Here is a 24,799-nt window from a genome sequence, read left to right on the forward strand (position 1 = left end):
GGGGCCGTAGCCAAGATTTATGCCAGAATACGCCAGAAGTGAGACCAATGAGTGGGTCACGGAGACAGTGCGTGGCTGCGGGCCTGCCGCGGTTGTCGCACCCGAAAACCACACGTACTGAGCCGTTGGGTGACCGTGGATGACCGTCGGTCTCGACGCCCTGATTCTACCAGCATTCACCGACTTGGGAGAGCTCCCCGCAGAGACTGCCCCGTGGGAGCAAGCCTACGAGTTCACCGGAGAAATCGGGCTAGCTGGACTCACCCAACCGCTCCGGTACACTGAAGATGGACTGGGCATCGTTCCCACCGGCGTCGGCAAGACTGCCGCGGCGACGACGACGACGGCGTTGCTCACCAGCCCGAAGATCAGTCTTGCGGACACACTCGTCCTTTCTGTCGGCGTCGCGGGTGCGCCGCCATCGATTCCAGTCGGCTCTGTCCTCGTCAGCGACTGTATCGTCGACTGGGACGACAAATGCCGGTTCCCGGACGAAATCGCGGCCAATCCATATACAGAAGAGCAAGGCTACTACAAACTGGACCCCGGCCTCGTTGCTGAGATCGAGCGTGTCGGCTCCGCAGTTACGTTGGGTGGCAACCACTCGCGACTCCTCCGGGGGACGAATCTGTGTGGCGACGAACTCTGGCACGGCAACACCCTTGCTGAACAGGCCGACTGGGTGGCCGCGCAGTACGACGCCGCCCCGTATCGCGTCACAGAGATGGAAGACGCAGGCACGGCCGGAGCGCTGGCGCGGTTCGACCGACTCGATTCCTACTGTGCGATTCGCGGCGTCTCGAATCACGACCGACCGACCGGAGCGAAGTCGCCCCGTGAGAGTTTCTTTGGGGATGCCTTCGAAGACGGATTTGGGTTGGCAATCGATAACGCCGTTGCGGTAGCCCAGCGGGTCGTTGAAGACCTGCCGGACTAGATAAACAGGACGTTTAACGCTGCAGGGGCTATATAGCTGGTATGACAAGAGGAATGTCGGGTGAGTCAGCAGACGACGACCTGCTGGCGGCAGCCGGCCAACGCACGCTTCGGATCGGTGAAGACCGACCAATCCGAATCAGTACCGGCCACCGGATTCAACACCACGACGGGGCCTGCTCGCGGCCACACGGGCACAACTTCGAGATTACCGTCACGGTCACCGGGACGCTCACTGGCGAGGGCTGGGTCGTCGACAAGGGCGACGTAACGTCTGTCATCGACGAATGGGACCACCGCTTCATCGTCGAGGCTGGCGACCCACTCGTTGAGGCCTTCAAGCAGTCCGGCGACGAGGACGGACTGGTCGTCATCGACCACCCGCCAACCTCCGAAGTGCTCTCGGTGCTACTGGAACAGGAACTCGAAGACCGACTGCCCGAGAACGTTAGTTCGGTATCGGCGACAGTCCGAGAGACGGGCGAGCTCTGTGCTACTGATGCCAGTCGCCAGTGACGACCCCGACATCGGCAGCGACACACCACCAGACGCGCCAGCACTGCCGATCAACGAACTGTTCACCTCGCTGCAGGGCGAGGGAAAACTGGCCGGCGTCCCCTCGGTGTTCGTCCGCACCTCGGGCTGTAATCTTCGCTGTTGGTTCTGTGACTCCTATCACACCTCCTGGGAACCGACCGGCGGCTGGCTAACTATCGACGAAATCGTCGAGCGTGTCGAGAAGTCCGAGGCCGACCACGTCGTCTTGACCGGCGGCGAACCGATGATTCACGACGAGTGCGAGCAGTTGCTCGCTGCCCTCGACGAGCGTGGCTATCACACGACTGTCGAGACCAACGGCACGATTTATCGGGAGACGCCAATCGATCTGGCGAGTATCAGCCCCAAGCTCGCGAGTTCGACACCGACACAGGAGAAGGACCCGAAAGGTGACGGCGAGTGGGCCGACCGACACGAGGACCGGCGTATCGATCTCGACGTACTCGCCGAACTGGTCGAGGACTACGACCACCAACTCAAATTCGTCGTCACCGGCCCGGAGGACATGCCAGAGATTGAGAAGTTGCTCAAGCGACTGGACGAGCGCACGGCGACGACAATCGAACAGACAGACGTGTTACTGATGCCAGAAGGGACGACACGAGAAGAACTCGCCGAGACACGGACTCGTGTTGCGGAACTCGCAAGCGAGTACGGCTATCGGTACACCCCGAGATTGCACGTCGACCTCTGGAACGACGAACCTGGAACGTAACTATGACAGACAACGACAGCGCAGTAGTGCTCGTATCGGGCGGAATGGACAGCGCAACGGCGGTGTACGAGGCGATGGACCGCGGCTACGAGCCGTACTTTCTGCACGCCTCCTACGGACAGGAGACCGAGGACCGCGAGCGCGAGTGTGCCGAATGGCTCGCCGAAGAAGTCGACGCGGCGAACTTCCTCCACATCGAGACCGACCATCTCGCCAGAATCGGCGCGTCAAGCTTGACTGACGAGGAGATGGCTGTTGCGGACGCAGACCTCGACAGCGACGAGATTCCGACCTCGTACGTCCCCTTCCGAAACGCAAATCTGCTCTCGATGGCCGTCTCTTACGCCGAGGCTAACGACTGCTCGGCGGTGTTCATCGGCGCGCACTCAGAGGACTTCTCTGGGTATCCCGACTGTCGGCCCGAGTTTTTCGAGGCCTTCCAGCAGGTCATCAATGTAGGGACGAAACCCGAGACAGAAATCGAGATGGTCGCACCCTTCGTCGAATTCTCGAAGACAGAGATTGCAGAACTGGGCCTCGAACTCGGTGTGCCCTACGACCACACGTGGAGCTGTTACCGCGAGGAGGAGCCAGCCTGTGGCACCTGCGACGCCTGTGCGTTCCGACTGCAGGCGTTTCAGGCGCTGGGCGAGCGCGACCCAATCGAGTACGCCGAACGGCCCGACTACGTCGAAGAGTGAGCGCACCGCCGCCTGAAAGTTAGTCAGCGCCGCGCGGGACGACGCAACTGCATTCTGTACACTGATAGCTTGTGGTTGCGAAACCGGTTTGCGATACGATTTGTTCACCGCATTTGGGACAGTTCATTCCTACTACCAACGACAGTGCTGTCGTCTGTTAAGTACCCCACCGACCAGGGGCGGCCTGCGTTCCACAGCGTCGCTGGTCTGGAGTGGTGATTGGTCGTTAGCTGTCGCCCAACTCGTCAAATGGGATATCCATCCGTCGGACCAGAACGGAGAGCCCGAGGACGACGACCAGCGTGACCAAGACGTTGAGCAGGAGTCTGAAAATTGGCTCGAAGTCCGCGGCAACCCAGATGTCGATAATCTGCATCAGACTCGTGTATGCGCGAACGGTGGTCACGATGCCGAACAGAAACAGCAACACGAATGCTCCCCAGTAGCCGTACCGGAGCATCTGTTCGCGCTGTGATTCACGATACGTCTGTTCGTGCTCGGTGGTGTCGTCTGAGTCAGTCATTGTTCACCCTCAGTATGGCCGCGTGCTCGAAGGCCGAATCCAAGGACGGTAGCGAGTAGCGCAATGGCAACGCCGAATCCAGGGCCTGCACCGTCGCTGCTTGGCGCGTCAGCATCGTCGCCTGCACCGTCGTCACCCGCGTCTTCATCGGAGTCCTGGTATGGGTCGTACACGTCGTCGTCGGAGTCGAAGTCACCCACATCGAGTTCCACCTCTCGTTCGGTATCGTTCGCTGGGACGCGCTCGGTTGGATCGAGTGTCGCCCCCGCTCGGGCGGTGTCGACGATGACGCCATCGTTGTACAGGATTGCGTCCAGATAGTAGTTATACTCGGTAGGGACGACGAGTTCACTTCCCGGACGAGCGGTCTGACTCGAGCCAATCGAGCCGACCTCGATTTCCTGTTCGGAAGCGACGATTCCTGACTCAACCTGCCGGGCTTTCAGCACCAGCGAGAGTCCATCAGTTGACGCTTCGCCGCTGTTGGTCACGTAGGTCTCTACGTCGAGTGTCGCAGTCTCGCCGCCACTGTCGGCGATTTCGTAGTCGATGGCCGGGAAATCGTGGCGAGCGAAGCGATGGAACTCGACTGGACTGTCGGGATACCCAGGCGTCAGCGCCTCGGTGCCTTCGACGGTCTTCGAGCCAGTCGAGGTCCGGACACCGTTCCGGTAGGCGATGGCTTCGATACGATAGTTTCCACCGCGTTCGAGCCGAAGCGTTCCGGTCGCCGACACCTCCTGTTGGCCCTCGACACTGCCGACCGCGAGGGTTTGTCTGGCTTCGACCAACCCGGAGTTCAGCCCAATTGCCCGGAGTTCGACCGTCACGTTGTCCGAGGCCCCGTCAGTGTGGGCCAGTCGGACGTCCGTCATGAGGGCAAGTCGTTCACCGCCGACCTCGGCTGCGGAGATGGAAATCTCTTCCATCTGGAGGGAGCCGTCTGGTTCGGGGTCCGACCGGTCCGCAAGCGCCGCGGGGAACAATACAGTCGCGAGAACGGTGGCGAGCAGCACGGCGAGGACTGCCACTCCGACCACCCACTCTCGTTTCATACGCTTACTGCCACGTGGATTAATTAAATGCTTTGTGTGGTCAATGTAACCCGAAGGAGGTGCAAGCAGACGAGCGCGTGAGTCGCCGCTGACCGACACGCGAACTGGACTTTATATACGCCGCCGACCCCACGTACGCGTATGCAGACACACATCGTTCCGGTCGGCTTCGACTACGACCGGCTGATTGCGCCGCTGGTGCGCGAGCAGATGGACGTCGACCGGGTGATTCTGCTGGAGGGCGACGTCGGCAGCGAGGCCAACGTCGAGTACTCCCGGCAGATTGCCGAGAAACTCGAACAGGATTATATCAACCTGCTCGGGGCCGAAACGGAGCGGTTCGTCATCGAAGATGTCTACGACTACGACGAAGCCTTCGAGCAAGCCTTCGAGTTGATCAACCGCGAACTCGACAACGACGACGACAGCGAGAGTGAGGTCTGGGTGAATATCTCCGCGATGCCTCGAACGGTGTCGTTTGCCTTCGCGACCGCCGCACACTCGATTATGGTCGAGCGCGAGGGTGACCGCGACCGGATTCACACCTATTACACGGTGCCCGAGAAGTATCTGGAGACTGAACTCGCGGAGGAACTGCGTGCACAGATCGAACTGCTCGAAGACCTCCAGTCGACCGACACCGAGGACGAACAACTGGAAGAACGGCTGGAAAGTGCCAGACAGTTGCTCTCGGAGTTCGACGAGCGCGGGACGACCATCGGCGCGAAGGAAATCGACGGCAGCCACGTCGTCGAGTTGCCGGTGGCGCTGTTCTCGAACGTCGAACCGTTCGAGGAAGTCATTCTCTTTACACTTGGCGAACACGGTGAGTTCGAGTCTGTCTCGGAGCTCGCCCAGCAACTCGCCCGCGAACTCGGTGAGGAGTACACCGACTCGTTCCGCTCGAAAGTCATCTACAACGTCGACCGTCTCGGCCCCGGCGGGAAGGGCTACATCGAACAGGAAGAACACGGCAAATCCTACCGAACGCGCCTCTCGCGCATCGGTGAACTCTGGGTCCGTGCCCACTCCGGGAAGCAAGACGCTGACGGCCGATTGGACCTCGATCTGTTCTGAATTACGCGCCAGATCCCCATCGACGAACCAAGTGATTAATACGGTCGGTTCGCCCATATACAACCATGACACGCCGAGTGCCTCCGGTACTGGTTTTCGTCGTAGGGGTCTCCTAGCCCCACCACCACCCACCACTCGGCGGACGTATCGCTGTCGACTACCATACGAGCTACCCATGAGTGACACACAGGACAGACCGAGCGAGGAACCGGACACAGAACAGCAGTTAGACGGAGAGTACGACCCAGAAACGGTCGAACCGAGCTGGCAACAGCAGTGGGTCGAGGACGAGACCTACGCCTACGACGGCGACGCCGACACCCGTTACAGCATCGATACCCCGCCGCCGACGGTGTCGGGCAACCTCCACATGGGCCATCTCTACCAGTTCACCCTGCAGGATTTCGTCGCCCGCTACCGACGAATGAAGGAGGGAACGGTCTACTTCCCCTTCGGCTACGACGACAACGGCATCGCCTCGGAGCGACTGACCGAGCGCGAACTCGGTATCAACCACAGTGACTACGAGCGCCGGGAATTCCAGGAGAAGTGCCGCGACGTCTGTCAGGACTACGAGGATTCGTTCACGAAAGACATCCAATCACTCGCCATCTCGGTCGACTGGAACAACACCTACAAGACCATCGAACCTCGCGTCCAGCGCACCTCACAGCTCTCGTTTTTAGACCTCTACGAACAGGGCCGGGAGTACCAGCAGCGCGCACCCACAATCTGGTGTCCTGACTGCGAAACGGCGATTTCACAGGTCGAGCAGGAAGACCTGAACAAGCACACCAAGTTCAACGACATCGCCTTCGAGATCGTCGAGACTGGTGATGGCTCCGAGGGCGACCAGTTTACTATCTCGACGACCCGACCGGAGCTACTGCCCGCGTGTGTCTCGGTGTTCGTCCATCCCGACGACGACGAGAACCAGCACCTCGTCGGCGGAACGGCTCGCGTTCCGCTGTTCGGGCAAGAAGTCCCGATTATCGAGGACGACCGCGTCGACCTCGAAACCGGCAGCGGACTGGTGATGTGCTGTACCTTCGGCGACCAGACTGACATCGAGTGGTACCAGGCCCACGACCTCGACCTGCGGATTGCCATCGACGAGTCGGGGACGATGACCGAACTGGCCGAGGACTACGAAGGGTTGACTACCAACGAAGCGCGCGAGCAGATTATCGAGGACCTCGACGACGCTGGCTACCTGCTCGAATCGCGCGACCACGAACACACTGTGCAGGTCCACGAGCGCTGTGACGAGGAAGTCGAGTATCTCGTCACCGAGCAGTGGTACGTCAAACTGCTCGACAAAAAGGACGAATACCTCGAAGCTGGTCGGGAGATGGACTGGTTCCCCGACAAGATGTTCACCCGCTACGAGCACTGGATCGAGGGCCTCGAATGGGACTGGTGTATCTCTCGCCAGCGCGATTCCGGGATTCCGTTTCCGGTCTGGTACTGTGACGACTGTGGCGAGACCATCTTCGCCGACCGGGACGAACTACCGGTCGACCCACTCTCTGACGACCCGCCCGTCGACGCCTGCCCAGAGTGTGGCCACAGCGAGTTCGTCCCCGAGGAGGATGTCTTCGACACGTGGGCAACCTCCTCGCTGACACCGTTGATCAACGCTGGCTGGGACTTCGAAGACGGCGAGTTCACCTTCGACAACCCAGAACTGTACCCCTCGAACCTGCGCCCGCAGGGTCACGACATCATCTCGTTCTGGCTGTTCCACACGGTCATCAAGTGCTACGAACACACCGACGAGGTGCCCTTCGAGCACGTGATGATTAACGGGATGGTACTCGACGAAAACCGCGAAGCGATGTCCAAATCGAAGGGCAACGTCATCGCCCCCAGCGAAGTGCTGGAGAACTTCCCGGTCGACGCCGCCCGCTACTGGGCCGCGGGAACCTCCATCGGCGACGACTTCCCCTACCGGAAGGGTGACCTAGAGGCTGGCGAGCGCCTCCTCCAGAAGCTCTGGAACGCCTCACGGCTGGTTGACCAGCTGACGCCGGCGGCCGGCACAGTTGAGGAAGTGCCAGAGTCAGAACTTGCAGAAATCGACCGCTGGCTGCTCGCGGAACTTGACGAGACAGTCGACCTCGTCACCGAGCGATTCGAGAACTACGAGTTCTCCAAAGCCCGGACGGAACTTCGGGACTTCTTCTGGTCAACGTTCTGTGACGACTACCTCGAAATCGCCAAACAGCGACTCGACAGCGGGCCGAACCCGTCGACCGAGTTCGCGCTCGTCCGTGCCCACCGAACCTTCCTCAAACTGTTCGCCCCACTCCTGCCACACATCACCGAGGAACTGTGGACGCGAGTCTACGGTGAGGAGAAGTCAGTACACACGAGCGACTGGCCGGCTGCGGGTGGCTACGAGGCCGACCTTCAGGCCGGCGAGACGGCGATGGCCGTCATCTCCGCGCTGCGGGGCTACAAGAGCGACAACGGCCTCGCGCTGAACGCGCCACTCTCGCGGGTGAAAATCTTCGGTCACGTCGGCGAGTTCGCCGAACCGGTGGCAGAAGCGATGCACATCGACGCAATCGAGGCCACCGAGGACGAGCCCGAAATCACCACCGAGATCAGCGGTGTCGACCTGGATTACTCGCTGGTTGGGCCGGAGTTCGGCAACGAAGTTGGTGACATCGACGCTGCAATCGAGACTGGTGAGTTCGAGATTGACGGTGACACACTACTCGTCGGCGGTGAGTACGAACTCGGCGCGGACATGTTCGAGATCGAACGCACGCGAATCTACTCCGGCGAAGGCCAGATGATCGAGACCGAACACGCCGTCGTCATCGTCCAAGAGTAATTCGGAAAGCTACTTGTCTCTCGCCCGGTGTCCGTTGGTGTATGCTCCCGAACTACGACCAGAAGTACGACGCTGAGGCGCTATTCTCGCCGGAGGACGCACTCAGCGCACAGGGAGATGGGCTGCCAGAGGTGCCGCCGGCCGTGATGTTGGGCTACCAGCAGGAGCTCACGGATGCCGTCGAACAACGCGCCGAGACAGAAATCGACATCGTTCGCTCACAGCGATTGCTCCAGATTAGTGAGACGGTGGGCTACGTCCCCGTCCACGAGGTCGGCATCGGTGCGCCGGTGACAGCAATCATCACCGAGAATGTGATTGCGAGCGGCGCAGAGGCGGTGGCGATGGTCGGCGGGAGTGCCTGTCTGCAGCGCGATATCGACCCCGGCACAGCCATTCTCCCGACAGCGACGATTCGAGACGAGGGCGTCTCCTACCACTACATTCCCGACGATGAACCGGTGACGCCGGATGGGGAGTTAATCGACTCCCTTGCCGAGTCGTTCTCCGAGGCGGACTTCGAGACCGCACGCGGGAGAACGTGGACGACCAGCGCGATGTACCGCGAGACCGTCCCCGAACTCGAACACTACAGTGAGACGGGCGTCGTTTCGCTGTGTATGGAAACCGCTGCCATCTGGGCGGTCTGTCAGTACCGCGGGGTTAGCGCCGCGACAGTCCACGAAATCGGCGACTACATCACGCCCGGCGAGTGGACCCCCGAGACGGAGGCGACCCGGGGGCTGCCGGAGATGCTTGACCCCGCCATCGAAGGTCTGCATCGCCACGTTACGTCGGCCTGAGACTAGCGTCGAATACGAAAACCGTCCTCGCCCTGCGGTTGCTCATAACTTACTTCGACATCCTCCACGCGAGCCGCCTCGCTGCCCTGGTGACAGAACTCCACGAGTTGTTCGACCGCTGACTCCGGGCCCTCGAAGACGGCTTCGACGCGGCCATCCGTGAGATTTTGCACCCAGCCGTCGACGCCAGCGTCTCGTGCTGTATCGCGTGTCGTCGCCCGGAAGTAGACACCCTGGACTCGGCCAGAGACGTAGACGTGTGCGCGAGTACGCTCGGACATAGCTGTTTGTGCGGCTGCCCACCTCAAAGTGGTTCCGGCAGCGGAAGTGTGGAATGGTAACAAGAGTACATTTAATATTGCAGTTACGCTACAGTGGCGTAGTGGAAGAGCCCAAGCCAACCTACAAAGCGATTTTCGGCGCATACTGGCGTCGAATAGCCGGATTTGTCGAACTGTGGTGGGTCGGGTTTGGCCTCGTGCAGCTCTGTCTCTTTACCGCGGTGGTGCTCGCCAGAAATCCAGGGCTCGTTCCCGGTGGTACTCAGCAACCGGCCGTGAGCGTGACCGTCGTGCTCGCGGTAGTGGCCTTCGCGGTTACAATCTACTACGAGTTCCTGTAACCGTTTAGCTCTCTGGCCCGTCGTTTCGCAGGTAGTGGAACAGGTACGTCTGCGTGTAGCCAGCGTACTCCCCGCCGAGTTGCTCGCGGATCGCACGCGACGTGTCCGTGTAGTTGCCCTGCGCACAGTCCGGGAAGTACTCCTCGATAGCGGTTCGGATCCACGTATCCAGCGGGACGGCTTCGAGATACCCAAGCGAGAAGAGTAACACGCAGTCCGCCACCTTGTCGCCGACGCCAACGTAACGAGTCAGCAGTTCGCGGGCCTCTTCGTAAGACAGACCAGTTGCTTCGGTAGGGTCGTCCCCGTCGGCGACCATCTCGGCAGTCCGCTGGACGTAGGGTGCCCGGTAGCCAAGCGAGAGGTCACGCAACTGTTGTTCGGTGGCGGCGGCGAGTTGCTTCGGAGTTGGGTAGGCGTGATACGTGTTGCCCTCGAACTCGATTGCTGTCCCGAAGGCCTCCCGCAGCGATTGTTGCATCCCGTGGATACGAGAGACGCGCATCTGTGCCGAACAGATGAACGAGATGACACAGCCAAAGGCTGGTTCTCGAACGATTCGCATCCCCCAGTACTCGTCGTACGCATCGTCGATGACCTCATCATCGGGAACAGAGGCGTGGATGGCTGGGAGGTCGTCGTCAAGTCCGAGGCGTCGTCTGAGGACAGGTTCAGCGTCGACGTTCGCCCGGTACTCGAGTTCGCCGTCGCGCTGCCGAACCTTGATTACGCCGGGGTCGTCGGTCGCACGGGTTGTCGTGAGATACCAGTCGTCGCCGCCGTAGGTACTGTCGTAGTCCTCGCCGTCGTCGCGCCACCAGAGATAGGTCTGCCCACTCTCAAGCGTCGATTGCAGATCGAAGGCGGTTCCGTCGAGGTCGATCCGGCCGTGGCCCATCGTCAAATGGGAGGGCAGGCAGGCGTTTTTGCCTTTCGAGTCGCGCACGGTCGGAAACTGGTACTGAGACGGTTCACAACGCTCGAGCGAGGGCTAACCTTGATAGTGGTTGCAAACCAACAGTAACACATGAACTGCAGGGTTGTCGTCGAAGCAGCCGTCCCGGTCTACGACGTCGAAACACCCGACGAGGCGGTCAGGATTGCCATCTCGAAGACAGGCGAGATGTTGAACCCTGACCTCAACTACGTCGAGATCAATATGGGCGAGCGAAGCTGTCCGCACTGTGGGGAACCACACGACCCCGCGTTTATCGCGGCCGACGAGAGTCTCGTCGCGCTGGAACTCGAGATGACTGTGTTCAACGTCGAACGCGAGGAACACGCCGCTCGCATCGCCCGCAAAGAGATTGGGCAGCGACTGGAGAACATCCCACTCGAAGTCCTCGAAATCGACGTGATCGAAGAGGACACAGACGAGACAGAAGACGATGAGGGGGAAGAAGTCGAGACAGCAGACAACGAGATGGGAGACGACAACCTAGTTGAGCAAGATCCAGGCCTCGAAGAAGCCCGTGACGACGAAGTACTCCCCGAGTTCGAGGAACTTATCGACGAATAACGCTGCTTTTTTAAATGAGTCCGGTCACGAAGCCAACCCCCATGACAATGAGGACGGTTGCAGAGACGACCGGCAGATACGGGACGTACTGTTCGACGCGCTCCTGAAAGTGTTCGTAGCCCGCGATTAACAACAGCGTCAGCGTGACGATGCCGACGATTACGGTGAGTGCGTAGGCACTCATCAGCCACAGGCAAGCGTCCGACCCGGCACAGAGCGCGATAATCTCGAACTCTTCTTCGTGGGCAAAGCCGAGCAGGAAGGCAAACCACGCAATCCCAAGCAGTCCGCGGTCGGCGGCGTCCGTTTCATGTGAGTGGCCACCGCCGCCGACGAACGGAATGACCGACCGGACCGTGGCACGGAAACCGCCGGACTCGTCGTCGTGGTCCTCTGAGTCCGTCGTCTCGTGGTCATGGCCGTGGCTCTGCTCACCGCCGTGCTCGTGGTTGTGGCCGTGGTCGTGTTCGTGGTCGTGGGCGTCTCCACCTCCGTGTGTTCCATGCGAGTGACCGTGTCGATACTCGCGGATGCCCAGTCCGATGAGCAGAAGGCCTGCAACGACGCTGACCGGACCACCGATACTGACGCCGCCGCCGAGAGTGATTGGCTTGTCAACCTGCGTGAGACTGAAGTACGATTTTGCGTAGAAAAACAGCGCAACCATTGCGATGCTGCTCACGAGATGGCCAATGCCGATGATGAGACTCGCAGCAAGGCCGTAGAGCCATCGATGTGACTTTTCGAGAGCATACGACGCCGCGACCGGCCAGCCGTGGCCTGGTTCGATGCCGTGGACGGCACCCAGAGCAACCGCGCCGATGAGGAGGCCGGACGCCTCGAATGGAATCATTGCGATAACTGACCGTCCACGGCGGGCGGGCATAACGGTTGTTAGTACCGAACCCGTGGGACCGTAATACCGGGAGACTTCTGTGGTGGCGGCGAAAAACAAGGGTATGCGGACGAGTTTCAACATTCCGGACGAGCTCCTCGCGGAGTTCGACAACGTCTGCGAAGAGCAGGGGTTAGAGAGTCGCTCGCGTGCAGTGAGAGAAGCAATGCAGGAGTATATCGAGGCTCACTCACGGCTCGAAGCCGCGACCGGCGACGTTGTGGCACTGGTCGGGTTCGATTACCGTCACGACGAGGTCATCCACGACTTGCACAGCGTCCAGCACGACTACCAGGACACGATTCTCAACACGAGCCACACACATCAGGGCGAGTGGTGTCTCGAATCGCTGTTCTGTCGTGGTTCTGCCGACCGCGTTCGTGCACTCACCTACGACCTCCGGGATTTCGACGGCGTCAACCGCGTGAAGACGATGGTTATCCAGCAGCGCGGCTAATCAGACAATCGCCAGAGGAATGCCTGTGAGAACAGGCTGAGAGAGAAGGGCCGCGAAAACAATCAGTCTGCAGGTGCGGAGACGCGCTCGGTCCGTTTTTCGTCGATTTCGCTGGTGATGCCGTGTGCAAGAGCAAAAACAGCGTCTTTGTGGTCGGTCTTCGATTTGTGGATCGATGTCGGCTGCACGCCAAGTGCTGAGTACTCGTCGTGTTCGACGGTATTGCCTGTCTGTTCTTCGTAGTGGTCTTGTACCTGTGCGAGCAGGCCGTGAAGGTGAATGAGCTCCTGCTTTTTCATGGTCATCACATCCTTGTAACTGAAGGGTTATAATGGTACTCTGAGGAGCGTTAACACGCACCCCTAGAGATTCGCCGCAACAGCCGCTCTACCACTTGTCCAGTATTTATTAACATTTACAAAACGAAAGCAGTAGCATTGCGTGTCCGTTTGCTATCTGGGCTGCACAATTCGGGATACGGAAATTATGGACCAGTATAGACACGTACGGACCGTCCACAACCAGTGAATGACAGAAAATTCCAGTCGTCGGAGCAAGACGGTCGGGACGAACAGGTTCGGGTCGATTGCGCGGGCAGTCAGGAGAGTCAGCCCTTCGGAGAGCATCACGGCAGCGTGACGGTACGCCGGGCCGATACTGGCAGCTTCAGATCTGATTCCAGTGGCGAAACGCCTAAGATAGTCGCTCGGATACGGAAGTTAAATGCCGATTCTGCTCGATATTCGGAAGCTCACTATCATTGGAAAGCTGATCCAGCATGGAGCGAAAAACGTCGCAAGCTCGCTGTCAACGATGGCAGATATCGATGCTGATATTCAGATCAAGAGCCTCTCGTTTGTCGAACCGGGCGATATCCCACACGAGATAGGGGAGGGCGCGTTCCACCACGCGAACATCCGGCTCACAGAGCCACCGTATGGCGTCTTCCTCATGACCTTTGACGACCGTACCGGTGAGGAAATTGCCCAGCACATGACCGGCCAACCTGTCGAGGGCGAACTCAACCAACTGCAGGAAAGTGCACTCCAGGAGATGTGTAACATCCTCACTTCCGGCTTTATCGACGGCATCGCGAATACGCTCGAAACGACAATCAACATGGAGACGCCAGCACTGGAGTACGATGACGCGGAGGTCATCGCCGAGGAGACCCTCTCACACATCCACGCAGATTCACTGTCGATCGTTTTGGATTCGGTCGTCGACCTGAAAGAAGAAAACAGGGAGTTCCAGCTTCGGATCTTCCTCGTCCCCGACCCGGGGGCGTTCGTGAACCTGATCGACAAGCTCGATATCGAGGAGATCCGGGAGATCGACGACCTGACCGCGCGGCAGGACGACGACCGGGCGTTCTGAGGAGCGAAACCGGACCGTTTGAGTATCTCGCCGGTAACCATCACCCATGAGCCTGATTGATACAGCCTCGTACGTGATTCACTCGGTGTTTGCCGGCCTCTGGACCGGCAGTATTCTGTTCATGACACTCGCAGTGATACCGCTTGCGGTGCGCGGCAATCTCGACGCTGGGCCGCTCAATACCGTGACCGGTCGGTTCAAGATTCTCTCGCGCACGAGCGTCCTGATTCTGTTTCTGTCAGGTGGGCATCTGGCAGGGACCCAGTACACCACCTCGACACTAACTGGCAGTCTCGGCGGCTATCTCGTCCTCAGTATGCTCTCGCTGTGGTTTCTGACCGCCGGCGTCACCGAAGTGGCGGCGAGTCGACTCGCTGACGGCAGCGGTCGGGACAAGGTGCGCGAACCTGCCCGAAAGGCCCGGCGCTTTTTCCAGCTCGGCTCGGTGTTCGCGGTGCTGTTGCTCGTCGTCTCGGGGCTGCTCTCGGCGGCGGGTGCGGGCCTACTGTAACGGCCACAGACCGCGGTCCTTTTGGCCCGTTCGTGCCAATCATATCTGTGCTCGCAGTAGAGCTCCATACCCACTCGGTGCACTCCTACGACGGGCAGAATACGGTCGAAGAGTTACTCGAGGCGGCACGAGCAGCCGACCTCGACGGACTCGCAATCACCGACCACAACGAGTTTGCACCGAGCAGACGGGCGGCCGACCGTGCCGAGGAATACGGCCTCGTCGGTATTGCCGGGATGGAGATTTCGACGGCGGCGGGGGACCTGCTCGGACTGGGCATCGACCGCCGAATCGAATGTGGACTGGGTTTTCGCGAGACAGTTGCCCGCGTCCACGAGGCAGGTGGCATTGCAGTCGTTCCACATCCGTTTCAGGAACTCAGAAAAGGCGTCCTCGGCGCAATTCCGCGCGAGGAAATCACGGCCGCTGACGCCATCGAGGTGTACAATTCTCGACTGTTGACTGGCCGAGCCAACCGACAGGCCGACCAACTCGCTGAGGCCTACGGAATGAGTAAAACCGCGGGTAGTGACGCCCACATCGCCGAGATGGTCGGACAGGCTCGTACGCTCGTCAAGACAGATGAGCGGACGAGCGAGTCAATTCTGGACGCAATCCGTGACGGCCGGACAACTGTACAGGGACGGCGAACGCCGTATCGAATCACACTCAGACAGGCCGCTGGGTCAGCGACCAGACAGGCGCGAAAACGCTTCGAATGACACTCACTGGCGCCGCCCCAGAAACTGTCCGACGCGCGCTCGCGGAGGGGAACGCACTGTCGGGCGCAGACGGGTTTGCCGGCGAACTCGATAACCAACTGGTTCGAGACGTGTTGGGCCGGGAACCACTGTTTTTCGACGGCGAAGCGTGGAGCCACGACCCGACTGAGCTGGCTAACCCACAGTCGTTGCCCGCCGGCCACGTTCGAGAGGGGTCAGACGTTAGTCGGCGGCTGTCGCTGCCGGACCCCGCGCCCGTCTCGCTTGACGCAGGCATCGACTGTGTTCGGAAAGCAATTAGTGAGTCAACCGCGGCCGTCGACACGGAGGGGCTTGCAGTTGCCTTCTCCGGCGGCCTCGATTCTGCGCTGGTTGCCGCAAAACTCGACGTGCCGCTGTACACCATTGGCTTTCCCGATAGTCACGACATCGACGCAGCACGGTCGGCAGCGACACTGCTGGGCCGTGACCTGACTGTGCTCACCATCGACCGCGACGCCCTCAAAGCCGCAATTCCAGAGGTAGTGACAGCAACAGGCCGGACAAACGCGATGGATGTCCAGATTGCACTGCCACTGTATCTGCTCGCACAACGTCTCTCCGAGGACGGCTACCGGCGCGTTGCGCTCGGACAGGGCGCGGACGAACTGTTCGGTGGTTACGCAAAAGTCGCCCGCGCGCCCGACGACCCACGGGTAGACGCAGACACGGTCCGCGGCGCGCGCCGCGAGATAGTCGAGACGCTGCCCGCACAACTGGAGCGAGACGTGCTCACACTCCGTGCTGCAGGTGTCGAACCGGTGGTGCCGCTGTTGAGCGACCGGGTCGTGAGCGCCGCGCTCGAACTCCCGGGGGAGGCGCTGGTCACCGACCGCGGCGAGCGCAAGTGGGCGCTCAGACTCGCCGCGCGCCCGGACTTGCCAGACAGAGTTGTGTTTCGAGAAAAAAAAGCAGTCCAGTACGGCAGTCTTGTCGCCCGCGAACTCGACCGCCTCGCAAGAGAGGCAGGATTCAAGCGACGTCAGGACGACCACGTCACCGCATTCATCGAGTCGGTCTCCGCGTGACGCGGCACGATACCGACAAATTAGAGTATATTTGATATATCTGTGGGCCATGTATTAAACAGAGCCGATTATTTGTGGAAGGAGAACAATCACTGAAACTGTCGTTATCCTTATCATACGAGTCGCTCAAGAACCTGCTGGGTTCCTGTCTTTCGACAACGCCTTTCACCCAACTGCTGTCCAGAGCCCGGTTCACTCAAAAATTAAAAACAGCTGTCTCAGCCGTTCGTAATGGTGTGTAACCGTATGGTATCAAATGGCTATGAGCGGAAAGATACCTTCGAATGAAATATGTCTGTATTCAGGGCGGGCCCCAGTACCAGCCACAGTGGGATGACATATATGAGACGACATATTTAACATATTCAGACAACAATGTTGTAATGTAAGGTACCAATGTACGACTTGACAGGATTCCAGCGTGATCTGCTGTACGTAATCGCAGGCCGGGAAGAGCCACACGGGTTGGCCATCAAAGAGGAACTGGAGGAGTATTACGAGAAAGAAATTCACCACGGACGGCTGTATCCGAATCTCGATACGCTAGTTGAGAAGGGACTGGTTGAGAAGGGCCAGCGCGACCGGCGAACGAACTTCTACAGTCTTACGCGTCGGGGACGCCGCGAAATCGAGGCACGTCGAGACTGGGAGCGCCAGTACGTCGAAGCCTGATTCGGTTGCAAGGGCCGAGAAAAAGGTTTTACCGGGATGGTCTCGTAGTCGCTGACAATGGTACTTGACGATCTTGGCAGTTCACTTCGGAGTACACTCGATGACCTCCGGGGCAAATCACGGATTTCTGAGGACGACGTCGACGATATCGTCAAAGAGATCCAGCGCTCGCTGATTCAAGCGGACGTCGATATCGAACTCGTCCGCGAACTCTCTGATAGCATCAAACAGCGTGGGCTGGAGGAAGACCCACCGAGCGGGACATCGCCGCGTGACTGGGTGTTGCGCATTGTCTACGAGGAACTCGTCGAACTGCTCGGCGAGTCGACTGAACTCCCACTCCAAGAGCAGACAATTCTACTGGCTGGCCTGTACGGCTCAGGGAAGACGACGACAGCCGGGAAAATTGCGTGGTGGTTCTCGAAGAAAGGCCTGCGCCCCGCAATCATTCAGACTGACACTGACCGACCGGGCGCGTACGACCAGGCAAAACAGCTCGCAGATGAGGCCGAAGTCGATTACTACGGCGACCCGGACGCCGACGACCCGGAGCGCATCGCCGAAGAGGGACTACTCGAGACCGCAGACGCAGACGTTCAGATTGTCGATACGGCCGGTCGAGACGCACTCAATCAGGAGCTCATCGACCAGATCGAACGCATCGAGAACACTGCCGACCCTGACCGGAACCTACTCGTCATCGACGCGGCGATGGGCCAGAGCGCCAAAGAACAGGCCCAGGAGTTCGAGGAGACGATCGGCGTCGACGGTGTCATCGTCACAAAGGTCGACGGGACGGCAAAAGGTGGTGGCGCGCTCGCGGCGGTCAACGAAACCGACTCGACAATTGCCTTCCTCGGTACCGGCGAGACGGTCAAAGATATCGAACGGTTCGAGGCGTCCAGTTTCGTCTCCCGACTGCTCGGGATGGGTGACCTCGAGCAGCTTACCGAGCGTGTCGAGCGAGCGATGGAGGAGACCCAGCAGGAAGACGAAGACTGGGACCCCGAGGATATGCTCGATGGCACGTTCACCCTGAAAGATATGCGCAAGCAGATGGAGGCGATGAACCGGATGGGGCCGCTGGACCAGGTGATGGATATGATTCCTGGCATGGGCGGCGGGATGATGGACCAACTGCCCGACGACGCGATGGACGTGACCGAAGAGCGGATGCGAGACTTCGAGGTCATCATGGATTCGATGACCGAGGAGGAACTCGAAAATCCACGAGTCGTCGGCGCGAGTCGAACCGGACGAATCGCCCGGGGGTCGGGCAAACCCGAGGAGCGCATCCGAGAGCTACTCGAACAGCACAAGATGATGGAGCGCACGCTCAACCAGTTCCAGGGGATGGGCGACGCCGATATGGAACGGATGATGAAACAGATGCAACAGGGCGGCGGTGGCGGCGGCCCTGGCGGCATGGGCGGCGGACCCGGAATGGGTGGCGGCGGCGGTGGCGGACCGTTCAGCGACTGAACAGACAACGACCCGCAGAGTCACTCTGTAACTGGCTGTCCGTCCTCGGTCCGTGGTGCGATATGGTCGATAAACTCCTCGACAGAGGGCTCTTCGACCTGCACACGGACCGTGATGACGCCGAGTTCGCCCGGTTCGTCGACGACGAAGTTGAGGAGTCCTTCGAAGGCAGCTTGCTTTTTCAGCCGGAAAGAGAACGTCTCGCCCTGCTGGTTCTCGAAGAACACGCCACGGGCCGTGTCGAGAATAGCCTGTCTGTGGAGTTGCTCTGAGAGTCGTTCGAGCGAGTGGACCGTCGCCGATAGTTCGCCGTGCTCAAACTCGGGCTCTGCGTCGGGGAACAGCCCCTCGATTGCGTGCGTGACTCGGTCCTGCAGTTCGGTGTCGTAGACTGGTGCGGTAATTTCTGCTTCGATGGCGTAGTGTCTCGTTTCGTCGCTCATTGGTCGCCCTCCGTGAGAATCGCAGTGATACGCTCGCGGAACTCCGCGAGCGTGCCAGTGTTTTCGATTGTAAGATCCGCCCGGTCCATCGCCGCGTCCATGCCAAACTCGCGTTCGCGTGCGTCACGGTCGGCGAGAGTTTCACCGCCTTCGTCGCCGCCAGCGTCCCGACCACGGAGGTCAAGTCGTTCCTTGCGGGTTTCGAAGGGCGCGTCGATACAGACCAGTCGAAACTGCTCGCCGAACCGGTCCTCGAAGCGCTCGACCTCGGTGTCCGAGCGAATACCGTCGACGACAACTGTGTCGTTGGCTTCGAGTTCTGCTTCGATCATCGGCAGCGAGCGCTCGGCAATCGCACCCGGACCGTTCTCTTCACGGAGGGCCTGTGCAACCTGTCCGTGTGCTGTCGACGGGTCTAGGCCCCGTTCGCGACACTCTGTGCGGATCACGTCACCCATCGTCACGACTGGAATCTCGTGGTCTTCGGCGACGGCCGCGGCTTCGCTCTTGCCGCTGCCGGGAAGTCCAACGAACCCGAGTACACTCATTACCGACAGTTCGCCCACCCGAAAAATAAACACTGCGTTCACAGCTACTGAGTGAAACAACTCCGTAGATATTGTCAAAACACTGTTTCCGGATCAGAAACAGGATGCAAACTTACATGTATCTTTCCGGGGAATCACCGTACATGACAGCAATTGAATTAGACGGCGTCACGAAACGGTATGGCAGTTTGGTGGCTGTCGACAATCTCGACCTCCAGATCGAGGAGGGCGAGGTGTTCGGATTCCTCGGCCCGAACGGGGCCGGGAAATCGACCACGATCAACATTCTCCTCGATTTTGTCAAGCCGACAGCAGGTCGAGCCAGCGTGTTCGACATGGACTGTCAGAATCAGGGCAAAGAGTTGCGAAACAGAATCGGCGTCCTCCCCGAGGGCTACGACGTCTACGACCGCTTGACTGGCCGCCAGCACATCGAATTCGCCATCGAGTCGAAGAATGCGACTGATGACCCGCAGGCACTACTGGAACGGGTCGGCATTGCAGACGCTGGCGACCGCAAGGCGAGTGGCTACTCGAAGGGGATGGCCCAGCGACTCATCCTCGCGATGGCGCTGGTCGGCGACCCTGACCTGCTGATTCTCGACGAGCCGACGACAGGACTCGACCCGAACGGTGCCCGTGAGATTCGTGAGATTATCCGCGAGGAGAACAGTCGCGGCACGACCGTCTTCTTCTCCAGTCACATCCTCAGTCAGGTCGAAGCGGTCTGTGACCGGGTCGGGATCCTGCGGGAGGGACGGATGGTTGCTGACGACTCGATCGAGAATCTTCGGTCCAACATTCCAGGCGGCGAGAGTCTCGTCGTCGAAGGCTCTGGCTTCTCACCAGATATCCTCGACGCTATCCGTGCAATCGATAACGTCGATAGTGTCACTGTCAGGACCGAGGGCGAGGTGATTGGAGTTGGCCTCGCCAAGGGTGCGAGCAAAACAGCCGTCCTGAGCGAAATCGAGGAGTCGGGTGCAGTCGTCAACGACTTCTCGACTGAGGAGGCCTCGCTTGAGGACCTGTTCGCAGCGTACACCACCGACCAGGAGGTGACAGCATGAGCTGGCAGGCTATCGGCAAAAAGGACTTCCAGGACAGCGTCCGCTCGAAGGTTCTGTGGGGAATTATCGTCCTCTTCGCGCTGCTTATCGGTGGCGTCGCGTACCTCATCGTTGATTCGGGCATCAGCGAACAGGGGGCGGAGGTCGTCGAACTGTTCGTTACCGGTGCGTTCGGATTCGTCGTGCTCTTTTTCGTCCCCATTACCGGATTGTTCATCAGCATCAAGTCAGTCGTTCGTGAACGCGACAGCGGGACGATTAACCTGCTGTTGTCGCTGCCACACACCCGCGGTGAGATGATCGTCGGGAAGTTCCTCGGCCGCACAGCCGTGATGACGGTCACGATTCTCGTCGGCTTCCTCCCTGCTGTTGCCCTGTTGCTCGTCCAGACGAGTCTCTCCCCTGCCGTCCTGCTGACGTTCCTGGGCGTGACAGTGCTGTTCGGGTTGATGTTCGTCGGCATCGGCGTCGGCTTCTCGGCGCTGTTCAACAGCGAAACACAGGGCACGGTCGGCGGTATCGTGATCTTCTTCGGACTGTATCTCTGGTCGCCGATCACGAATCTCGTGCTCGGGTTGGCCGACCTCGAACTCCCCGAGTTCGCCAACCGGTTCGGACTCATCCAGATGTTTCAGGACATGTTCGGGTCGCTGTCGCCGACGGGCCGCGGACTCGGAGCGCCCTCTGGCATCACGAGCAATACTGTCTCGACGCAGAGCGGATTTGAGACGGTGTATCCCGAGACAGTCGCCTTCTACATGCAGAACTGGTTCGTGTTCATCATCCTCGCAGTGTGGATTATCGTGCCCCTAGCAATCGGCTACGCGCGATTCAGCCGGATCGACCTCTAATCTCGGCGTCTTTTTCCAGCGCCGCCAGATAATACGCGCTTTCTGCACTCCGGCGTAGTTCGGTGACAGTCCACGGCGTCTCTGCTGTCGCTTCACGCAGGCGCGCCGGACTGAACAAGCGAAAGAGCAGCGTCTCACTGACCGCGTCGTCGTACTCGAAGGCAAACGTCCGGAAGGCAAGTCCAGCAGTGGCGTCTTCGCGGTAGCCAAGGAGGTTACTCGCCTGCTCGTCTGTCGGGTCGTAACTGTCGACAACGGCCGTCGCTTCAGCTGTCGTGACCGCTGCAAGGTCGGTCAGGAACTGCTCGATTCCGCGCATCGATTTCGCCAGCGAGAGCTGGGTGCCCCGAACCAGCGCCGACCCAAACTGGTCGGTGCCGAACTGGCTCGGGAGGGCGAACATATCGCCGTGGCGAGCGTCTTCGACACCGCGTTCGCGCATGAGAGCCACGAGTTGCTCGCTCAGTTCCAGCGCAGTCGTCTCGAAGCGGTCCTGAAAGTACAGCGTGTCACGACCAGCGCCAGCACCCACATCCAGCAGTGGTCCCTGGAGGTGGTTCTCGATCCACGCGTCACCGTCTTCGGCGCTGAACTGCTCGAAGTAAAACTGCTCGATTGGGTGGTCCTGCCGACTGTCGCCGTCGAACTGCACCAACGGCTCGGTCTGTCGCTCGTGGTAGAAATCCCGGAGCACACGTCCAAATACGTCAGTGCCCATACTGTCCGGACGCAGCGCAACTGTCATAAAAGTATAACGAATTGTGGTACCGGCCCACACAGTCCGAACTCACTTCTCGTCGAGGTGGCGAACAGAAGAGGCGATGCCGCGGGTACTCTCGACCATCTCGGGACCGGACATCTCCGCACGGCCAACGGCGAAGGCCTTCGGGCCCTCGATGACCACTTCGTCGCCGGGACGGATCGACTCAGTTGCGTCGACGACGCCGGGGGCGAGCACGGAGCCATGCGGCACGAAGGCGTCAATTTCGACGCGTTTGGTCGGAGCAGAACTGTCGGCCCACCGGCGTGCGCCGGCAATCGTCAGCGCGAGCAGACCGTACTGTGGAACGACCATTGCGAGTTGCTCGCCGTCGGTGTCAGTTGCTCGCAGTTTCGGGTATCGGCTCTCAACTGCCAGGTCGTCAAAGATTTCCGGGCCAGCACCCTCACCAAACTGGTAGTCAGCAATCGCACGGATGGTGTTGTGCTGGCGCTGTCGTTTGCGGTATTTCGGCTCGTCGGCAAGCGTCGAGGCAATATTCGCCAGTGAGTCCGTCGTTGTCGGGTGGTCAGTCACGGTGTACTCGAACTCCACGTCGACCTGTTCGGCAGCCCGTTCACAGATCGGCCGGTAATCCTCGGGAACGTGCGCGATGACGCGGGGATACTCGTTGCGCTCGAGATAGGCGGCGAGCACGTCCGAGACAAATTCGATTTCGGTCGCGGTCCAGTTGCCCGTCACGACCGAGTCGTAGTGCTGGGCAGGGTAGGTGAGTTCGAGTTCCTGCGGGACAACGCCGATTGGCGACGTCATCGAGACGAGATGGCCTCGGTACTGGATTGCGTCGTGGAACTGGGCGTGGCTCTGGGAGTCGCTGTACGGTTTGCGTGCCGAACACGGAACCAGTACGAGCGGCGCGTCGAAGCGGTTCCGGTAGCGGTTGGTGACGCGCTCGGCGTAGCGCTGAATTTCGACGCGTCGGAGCGTGTCGTCGCTGGCGGCTGTGATTCCGTTGCGTCGAAAAACGGGGGTTCGCTCCTCCAGATACGCGTACTGCTGGTCGAGTCGCCGGACGATTGCAGTCAGCCACTGGTCGTGGCGAGCCTGGCCTTCGAGATAATCTCGGAGTTGGCCAGCGCGAATGCGTTCGCGGACGGTTGCCAGCGCCGCTCGCAGGGCGCGTTCGTTGTGCTCGGCACAGTCCTCCCGGTCGAACTCCGCCCGTGGCGTCTGACAGGCAGGACAGGCACAGGGCAGTTCGGTCAGGTCTTCGAGGAAGGCGTCGCCGTCGGTGGTGAGGTACTTCCCCTGCAGCCCTTCCAGCACTGCCTTGTCAGTATCGAACAGGTCGACGCCAGCGTACGCGAGCGTCGCGACGTTGCCGGGTGTTGCAACGCCCGGCAGGTACAGCGCCGTATCGGCAGGCGTTGTCGCTCGCGTCTGGATAACAGCCTCGACGAAGGCCCGGGCGTGACCGGACAGTTCCTGGGCGTTCGAGAGGACGTAGGCGTCTGTGCCGTGGTTCTCCGCCGTATCTGGCGAAACGACTGCCGCACTCGGGAACTCGACATCCGGATACTCAGTTGCAAACGCCTCTTCGACTTCCTCGGGCGTCCCACCGGGAAACGCTCGGTGCGGAAGGACTGTCAGTGTCGAGTCGCCACCGTCGATATCGGACTCACCCGGCGTCCACTGGCTCCCGGCGTCGTGGACCACGTCGTCGACGAGTCCCGGCGTCGTCACGGGGTTCTCGAGGCGGAGTTCACCGAGTCTGGCAGCGCTGTCACGCTCGTGAATTTCGAAATACTCCGTCATCGCTGCCCCCAGCGGTCGACTACGCGCTTAGTCATGCTTTTGAGTACGTGCCGTGGGATAATTGTCCGTCGATCTCTGAACAGCGTTCCGGCCAGTCATCGTCGCTCACCCAGAGACAACCGGCGCAACCGAAAGCGCCACACCGACCGCGACGACCAGATAGTCCTTGCGCGAAAACGTGAGTCGAGGCAGTGTCGGGTTCCACGCAAAACAGCGAACCTCCAGCGCAACAGCGAGCTGGTCTGACCGGTCGAGGGCCCGCTGGAGAGAGAGGACAACGAGCCGTCCGGCACGCTTGTGGACGGGCCGTCGGTCACCGCCACGAGCGGCGAGCGCGTGACGCACCTCTCGAAAATCGGCCTGTAAAACGGGCACGTACCTGATCGTCAGGGCGACACCAGTGCCGATAAGTTGGCCCGGACGGCCGGGAATCGTTCGCTGGAGCGCGGCCCGTGTCTCCCGGACCGGAGTCGCGGAGACGTAGGCTGCGCTGATGAGGAGAATCGGAACGACGCGGGCAACCGACAGCCCCGACTCAACAGCTGGATCGGGCCGAATCCACGGCGGGCCGACTGTAGCCCCTGCGATGAGCGGCGCAATCGCCAGCACGGCGAGCACAATCCGGTAGGACCACAGCGCTCGCAGGACCCCCAGTCCGGCGAGACGAACGGTGAGCGCGCCACACAGAACCAGCGCGGCCAGCCGTGGGACCGAGGGCTGGACAAACGCCGCAATCGCGAACCCAAACTGGAAGAGCAGTTTCGAGCGCGGGTCGAGTCGGTGAATCACCGAATCACCGGGGCTGTAGCGCAGCATC

General features: G+C 60.2%; 29 protein-coding genes. 18 read left to right on the top strand and 11 right to left on the bottom strand.

All coding sequences use genetic code 11. From position 1 onward, the window contains the following. The first annotated feature begins 139 nt into the window (after positions 1-139). From ACMGFM_RS07090 to queC, 4 genes are read left to right on the top strand one after another with little or no spacing between them, the layout of a single operon-like run. Positions 140-937: a phosphorylase family protein gene (locus ACMGFM_RS07090; RefSeq protein ID WP_436901767.1), complete on the top strand. Its 798-nt coding sequence runs from the start codon at positions 140-142 to the stop codon at positions 935-937. Between the two features lie 41 nt (positions 938-978). Beyond that, entirely contained in the window at positions 979-1,452 is a 474-nt protein-coding gene (locus tag ACMGFM_RS07095) for a 6-pyruvoyl trahydropterin synthase family protein (RefSeq protein ID WP_436901768.1), read from the top strand. After that, entirely contained in the window at positions 1,436-2,209 is a 774-nt protein-coding gene (locus ACMGFM_RS07100; protein ID WP_436901769.1) for a 7-carboxy-7-deazaguanine synthase QueE, read from the top strand. The genes ACMGFM_RS07095 and ACMGFM_RS07100 overlap by 17 nt, the downstream gene beginning before the upstream one ends. A gap of 2 nt (positions 2,210-2,211) precedes the next feature. After that, positions 2,212-2,910, top strand: coding sequence for a 7-cyano-7-deazaguanine synthase QueC (gene queC, locus ACMGFM_RS07105; RefSeq protein ID WP_436901770.1), 699 nt, complete (start codon positions 2,212-2,214; stop codon positions 2,908-2,910). A 226-nt stretch (positions 2,911-3,136) separates the two neighbouring features. On the opposite strand, the gene ACMGFM_RS07110 is transcribed toward queC, so the two are convergent. Both ACMGFM_RS07110 and ACMGFM_RS07115 read right to left on the bottom strand, forming a co-directional pair. Further along, on the bottom strand, positions 3,137-3,433 hold the full coding sequence (locus ACMGFM_RS07110; RefSeq protein WP_436901771.1) for a DUF8060 family membrane protein: 297 nt from the start codon (positions 3,431-3,433) through the stop codon (positions 3,137-3,139). After that, positions 3,430-4,488 (bottom strand): DUF7490 domain-containing protein, encoded by a 1,059-nt coding sequence (locus ACMGFM_RS07115; protein WP_436901772.1) that lies wholly within the window; start codon positions 4,486-4,488, stop codon positions 3,430-3,432. Before ACMGFM_RS07115 ends, ACMGFM_RS07110 begins: the two co-directional genes overlap by 4 nt. A 141-nt stretch (positions 4,489-4,629) precedes the next feature. Between ACMGFM_RS07115 and ACMGFM_RS07120 the strand changes: the two genes are divergently transcribed. From ACMGFM_RS07120 to ACMGFM_RS07130, 3 genes are all read left to right on the top strand, one after another. After that, complete coding sequence (locus ACMGFM_RS07120; RefSeq protein ID WP_436901773.1) at positions 4,630-5,565, top strand: HFX_2341 family transcriptional regulator; 936 nt, start codon at positions 4,630-4,632, stop codon at positions 5,563-5,565. A gap of 175 nt (positions 5,566-5,740) precedes the next feature. After that, positions 5,741-8,407 carry a valine--tRNA ligase gene (locus ACMGFM_RS07125; RefSeq protein ID WP_436901774.1) on the top strand — a complete coding sequence of 889 codons (2,667 nt, stop codon included), beginning with the start codon at positions 5,741-5,743 and terminating at the stop codon, positions 8,405-8,407. Between the two features lie 41 nt (positions 8,408-8,448). After that, on the top strand, positions 8,449-9,210 hold the full coding sequence (locus ACMGFM_RS07130; protein WP_436901775.1) for a nucleoside phosphorylase: 762 nt from the start codon (positions 8,449-8,451) through the stop codon (positions 9,208-9,210). Positions 9,211-9,212: 2 nt separating this feature from the next. Here ACMGFM_RS07130 and ACMGFM_RS07135 read toward each other — a convergent pair whose 3' ends face one another. Then, on the bottom strand, positions 9,213-9,491 hold the full coding sequence (locus ACMGFM_RS07135; RefSeq protein WP_436901776.1) for an acylphosphatase: 279 nt from the start codon (positions 9,489-9,491) through the stop codon (positions 9,213-9,215). Positions 9,492-9,592: 101 nt separating this feature from the next. Between ACMGFM_RS07135 and ACMGFM_RS07140 the strand changes: the two genes are divergently transcribed. Next, positions 9,593-9,832, top strand: coding sequence for a hypothetical protein (locus tag ACMGFM_RS07140; RefSeq protein ID WP_436901777.1), 240 nt, complete (start codon positions 9,593-9,595; stop codon positions 9,830-9,832). Between the two features lie 4 nt (positions 9,833-9,836). Here ACMGFM_RS07140 and ACMGFM_RS07145 read toward each other — a convergent pair whose 3' ends face one another. After that, positions 9,837-10,730, bottom strand: coding sequence for a DNA-3-methyladenine glycosylase family protein (locus ACMGFM_RS07145; protein WP_436902209.1), 894 nt, complete (start codon positions 10,728-10,730; stop codon positions 9,837-9,839). A 129-nt stretch (positions 10,731-10,859) separates the two neighbouring features. On the opposite strand from ACMGFM_RS07145, the gene ACMGFM_RS07150 reads away from it, so the two are divergent. After that, the gene (locus tag ACMGFM_RS07150; protein WP_436901778.1) at positions 10,860-11,351 is read left to right on the top strand and encodes a DUF555 domain-containing protein; all 492 of its coding nucleotides are present in this window, start codon (positions 10,860-10,862) and stop codon (positions 11,349-11,351) included. Positions 11,352-11,361: 10 nt separating this feature from the next. On the opposite strand, the gene ACMGFM_RS07155 is transcribed toward ACMGFM_RS07150, so the two are convergent. Continuing rightward, entirely contained in the window at positions 11,362-12,204 is an 843-nt protein-coding gene (locus tag ACMGFM_RS07155) for a sulfite exporter TauE/SafE family protein (protein WP_436901779.1), read from the bottom strand. 106 nt (positions 12,205-12,310) lie between these two features. Here ACMGFM_RS07155 and ACMGFM_RS07160 point away from each other — a divergent pair, with 106 nt between their 5' ends. Continuing rightward, positions 12,311-12,703, top strand: a complete 393-nt coding sequence (locus tag ACMGFM_RS07160; protein WP_436901780.1) for a CopG family ribbon-helix-helix protein — start codon at positions 12,311-12,313, stop codon at positions 12,701-12,703. 62 nt (positions 12,704-12,765) lie between these two features. Here the strand turns inward: ACMGFM_RS07160 and ACMGFM_RS07165 are convergent, their stop codons facing one another. After that, the gene (locus tag ACMGFM_RS07165; protein ID WP_436901781.1) at positions 12,766-13,002 is read right to left on the bottom strand and encodes a UPF0058 family protein; all 237 of its coding nucleotides are present in this window, start codon (positions 13,000-13,002) and stop codon (positions 12,766-12,768) included. 424 nt (positions 13,003-13,426) lie between these two features. Here ACMGFM_RS07165 and ACMGFM_RS07170 point away from each other — a divergent pair, with 424 nt between their 5' ends. The 6 genes from ACMGFM_RS07170 to ACMGFM_RS07195 all read left to right on the top strand — a co-directional run bounded on the left by ACMGFM_RS07170 (position 13,427) and on the right by ACMGFM_RS07195 (position 18,534). Further along, positions 13,427-14,080 (top strand): chemotaxis protein CheC, encoded by a 654-nt coding sequence (locus ACMGFM_RS07170; protein WP_436901782.1) that lies wholly within the window; start codon positions 13,427-13,429, stop codon positions 14,078-14,080. Between the two features lie 46 nt (positions 14,081-14,126). After that, positions 14,127-14,591 carry a transporter gene (locus ACMGFM_RS07175; RefSeq protein WP_436901783.1) on the top strand — a complete coding sequence of 155 codons (465 nt, stop codon included), beginning with the start codon at positions 14,127-14,129 and terminating at the stop codon, positions 14,589-14,591. Positions 14,592-14,638: 47 nt separating this feature from the next. Then, positions 14,639-15,313 (top strand): PHP domain-containing protein, encoded by a 675-nt coding sequence (locus ACMGFM_RS07180; protein ID WP_436901784.1) that lies wholly within the window; start codon positions 14,639-14,641, stop codon positions 15,311-15,313. After that, positions 15,310-16,380 (top strand): asparagine synthase C-terminal domain-containing protein, encoded by a 1,071-nt coding sequence (locus ACMGFM_RS07185; RefSeq protein WP_436901785.1) that lies wholly within the window; start codon positions 15,310-15,312, stop codon positions 16,378-16,380. The genes ACMGFM_RS07180 and ACMGFM_RS07185 overlap by 4 nt, the downstream gene beginning before the upstream one ends. 396 nt (positions 16,381-16,776) lie before the next feature. Beyond that, a complete protein-coding gene (locus ACMGFM_RS07190; RefSeq protein WP_436901786.1) occupies positions 16,777-17,052 on the top strand; it encodes a PadR family transcriptional regulator in 276 nt (91 codons plus the stop codon). A gap of 57 nt (positions 17,053-17,109) precedes the next feature. After that, on the top strand, positions 17,110-18,534 hold the full coding sequence (locus tag ACMGFM_RS07195) for a signal recognition particle protein Srp54 (protein WP_436901787.1): 1,425 nt from the start codon (positions 17,110-17,112) through the stop codon (positions 18,532-18,534). Between the two features lie 20 nt (positions 18,535-18,554). On the opposite strand, the gene ACMGFM_RS07200 is transcribed toward ACMGFM_RS07195, so the two are convergent. Together ACMGFM_RS07200 and ACMGFM_RS07205 are read right to left on the bottom strand one after the other, a co-directional pair. Further along, a complete protein-coding gene (locus tag ACMGFM_RS07200; protein ID WP_436901788.1) occupies positions 18,555-18,977 on the bottom strand; it encodes an RNA-binding domain-containing protein in 423 nt (140 codons plus the stop codon). Beyond that, positions 18,974-19,525, bottom strand: a complete 552-nt coding sequence (locus tag ACMGFM_RS07205) for an AAA family ATPase (RefSeq protein ID WP_436901789.1) — start codon at positions 19,523-19,525, stop codon at positions 18,974-18,976. The genes ACMGFM_RS07200 and ACMGFM_RS07205 overlap by 4 nt, the downstream gene beginning before the upstream one ends. Before the next feature lie 143 nt (positions 19,526-19,668). Between ACMGFM_RS07205 and ACMGFM_RS07210 the strand changes: the two genes are divergently transcribed. Further along, positions 19,669-20,595, top strand: coding sequence for an ABC transporter ATP-binding protein (locus tag ACMGFM_RS07210; protein ID WP_436901790.1), 927 nt, complete (start codon positions 19,669-19,671; stop codon positions 20,593-20,595). Continuing rightward, positions 20,592-21,446, top strand: coding sequence for an ABC transporter permease subunit (locus ACMGFM_RS07215; RefSeq protein ID WP_436901791.1), 855 nt, complete (start codon positions 20,592-20,594; stop codon positions 21,444-21,446). Before ACMGFM_RS07210 ends, ACMGFM_RS07215 begins: the two co-directional genes overlap by 4 nt. Here ACMGFM_RS07215 and ACMGFM_RS07220 read toward each other — a convergent pair. The 3 genes from ACMGFM_RS07220 to ACMGFM_RS07230 all read right to left on the bottom strand — a co-directional run bounded on the left by ACMGFM_RS07220 (position 21,427) and on the right by ACMGFM_RS07230 (position 24,798). Further along, positions 21,427-22,164, bottom strand: coding sequence for a methyltransferase domain-containing protein (locus tag ACMGFM_RS07220; RefSeq protein ID WP_436901792.1), 738 nt, complete (start codon positions 22,162-22,164; stop codon positions 21,427-21,429). The two genes, ACMGFM_RS07215 and ACMGFM_RS07220, sit on opposite strands and share 20 nt — an antisense overlap. A gap of 69 nt (positions 22,165-22,233) precedes the next feature. Beyond that, entirely contained in the window at positions 22,234-23,982 is a 1,749-nt protein-coding gene (gene arcS, locus ACMGFM_RS07225) for an archaeosine synthase subunit alpha (RefSeq protein ID WP_436901793.1), read from the bottom strand. A gap of 105 nt (positions 23,983-24,087) precedes the next feature. Next, positions 24,088-24,798 (bottom strand): energy-coupling factor transporter transmembrane component T family protein, encoded by a 711-nt coding sequence (locus ACMGFM_RS07230; RefSeq protein WP_436901794.1) that lies wholly within the window; start codon positions 24,796-24,798, stop codon positions 24,088-24,090. Position 24,799: the final 1 nt, after the last annotated feature.

This window comes from Halovenus halobia (assembly GCF_051414135.1).
In the GTDB taxonomy this organism is placed as follows: Archaea; Halobacteriota; Halobacteria; order Halobacteriales; family Haloarculaceae; genus Halovenus; species Halovenus halobia.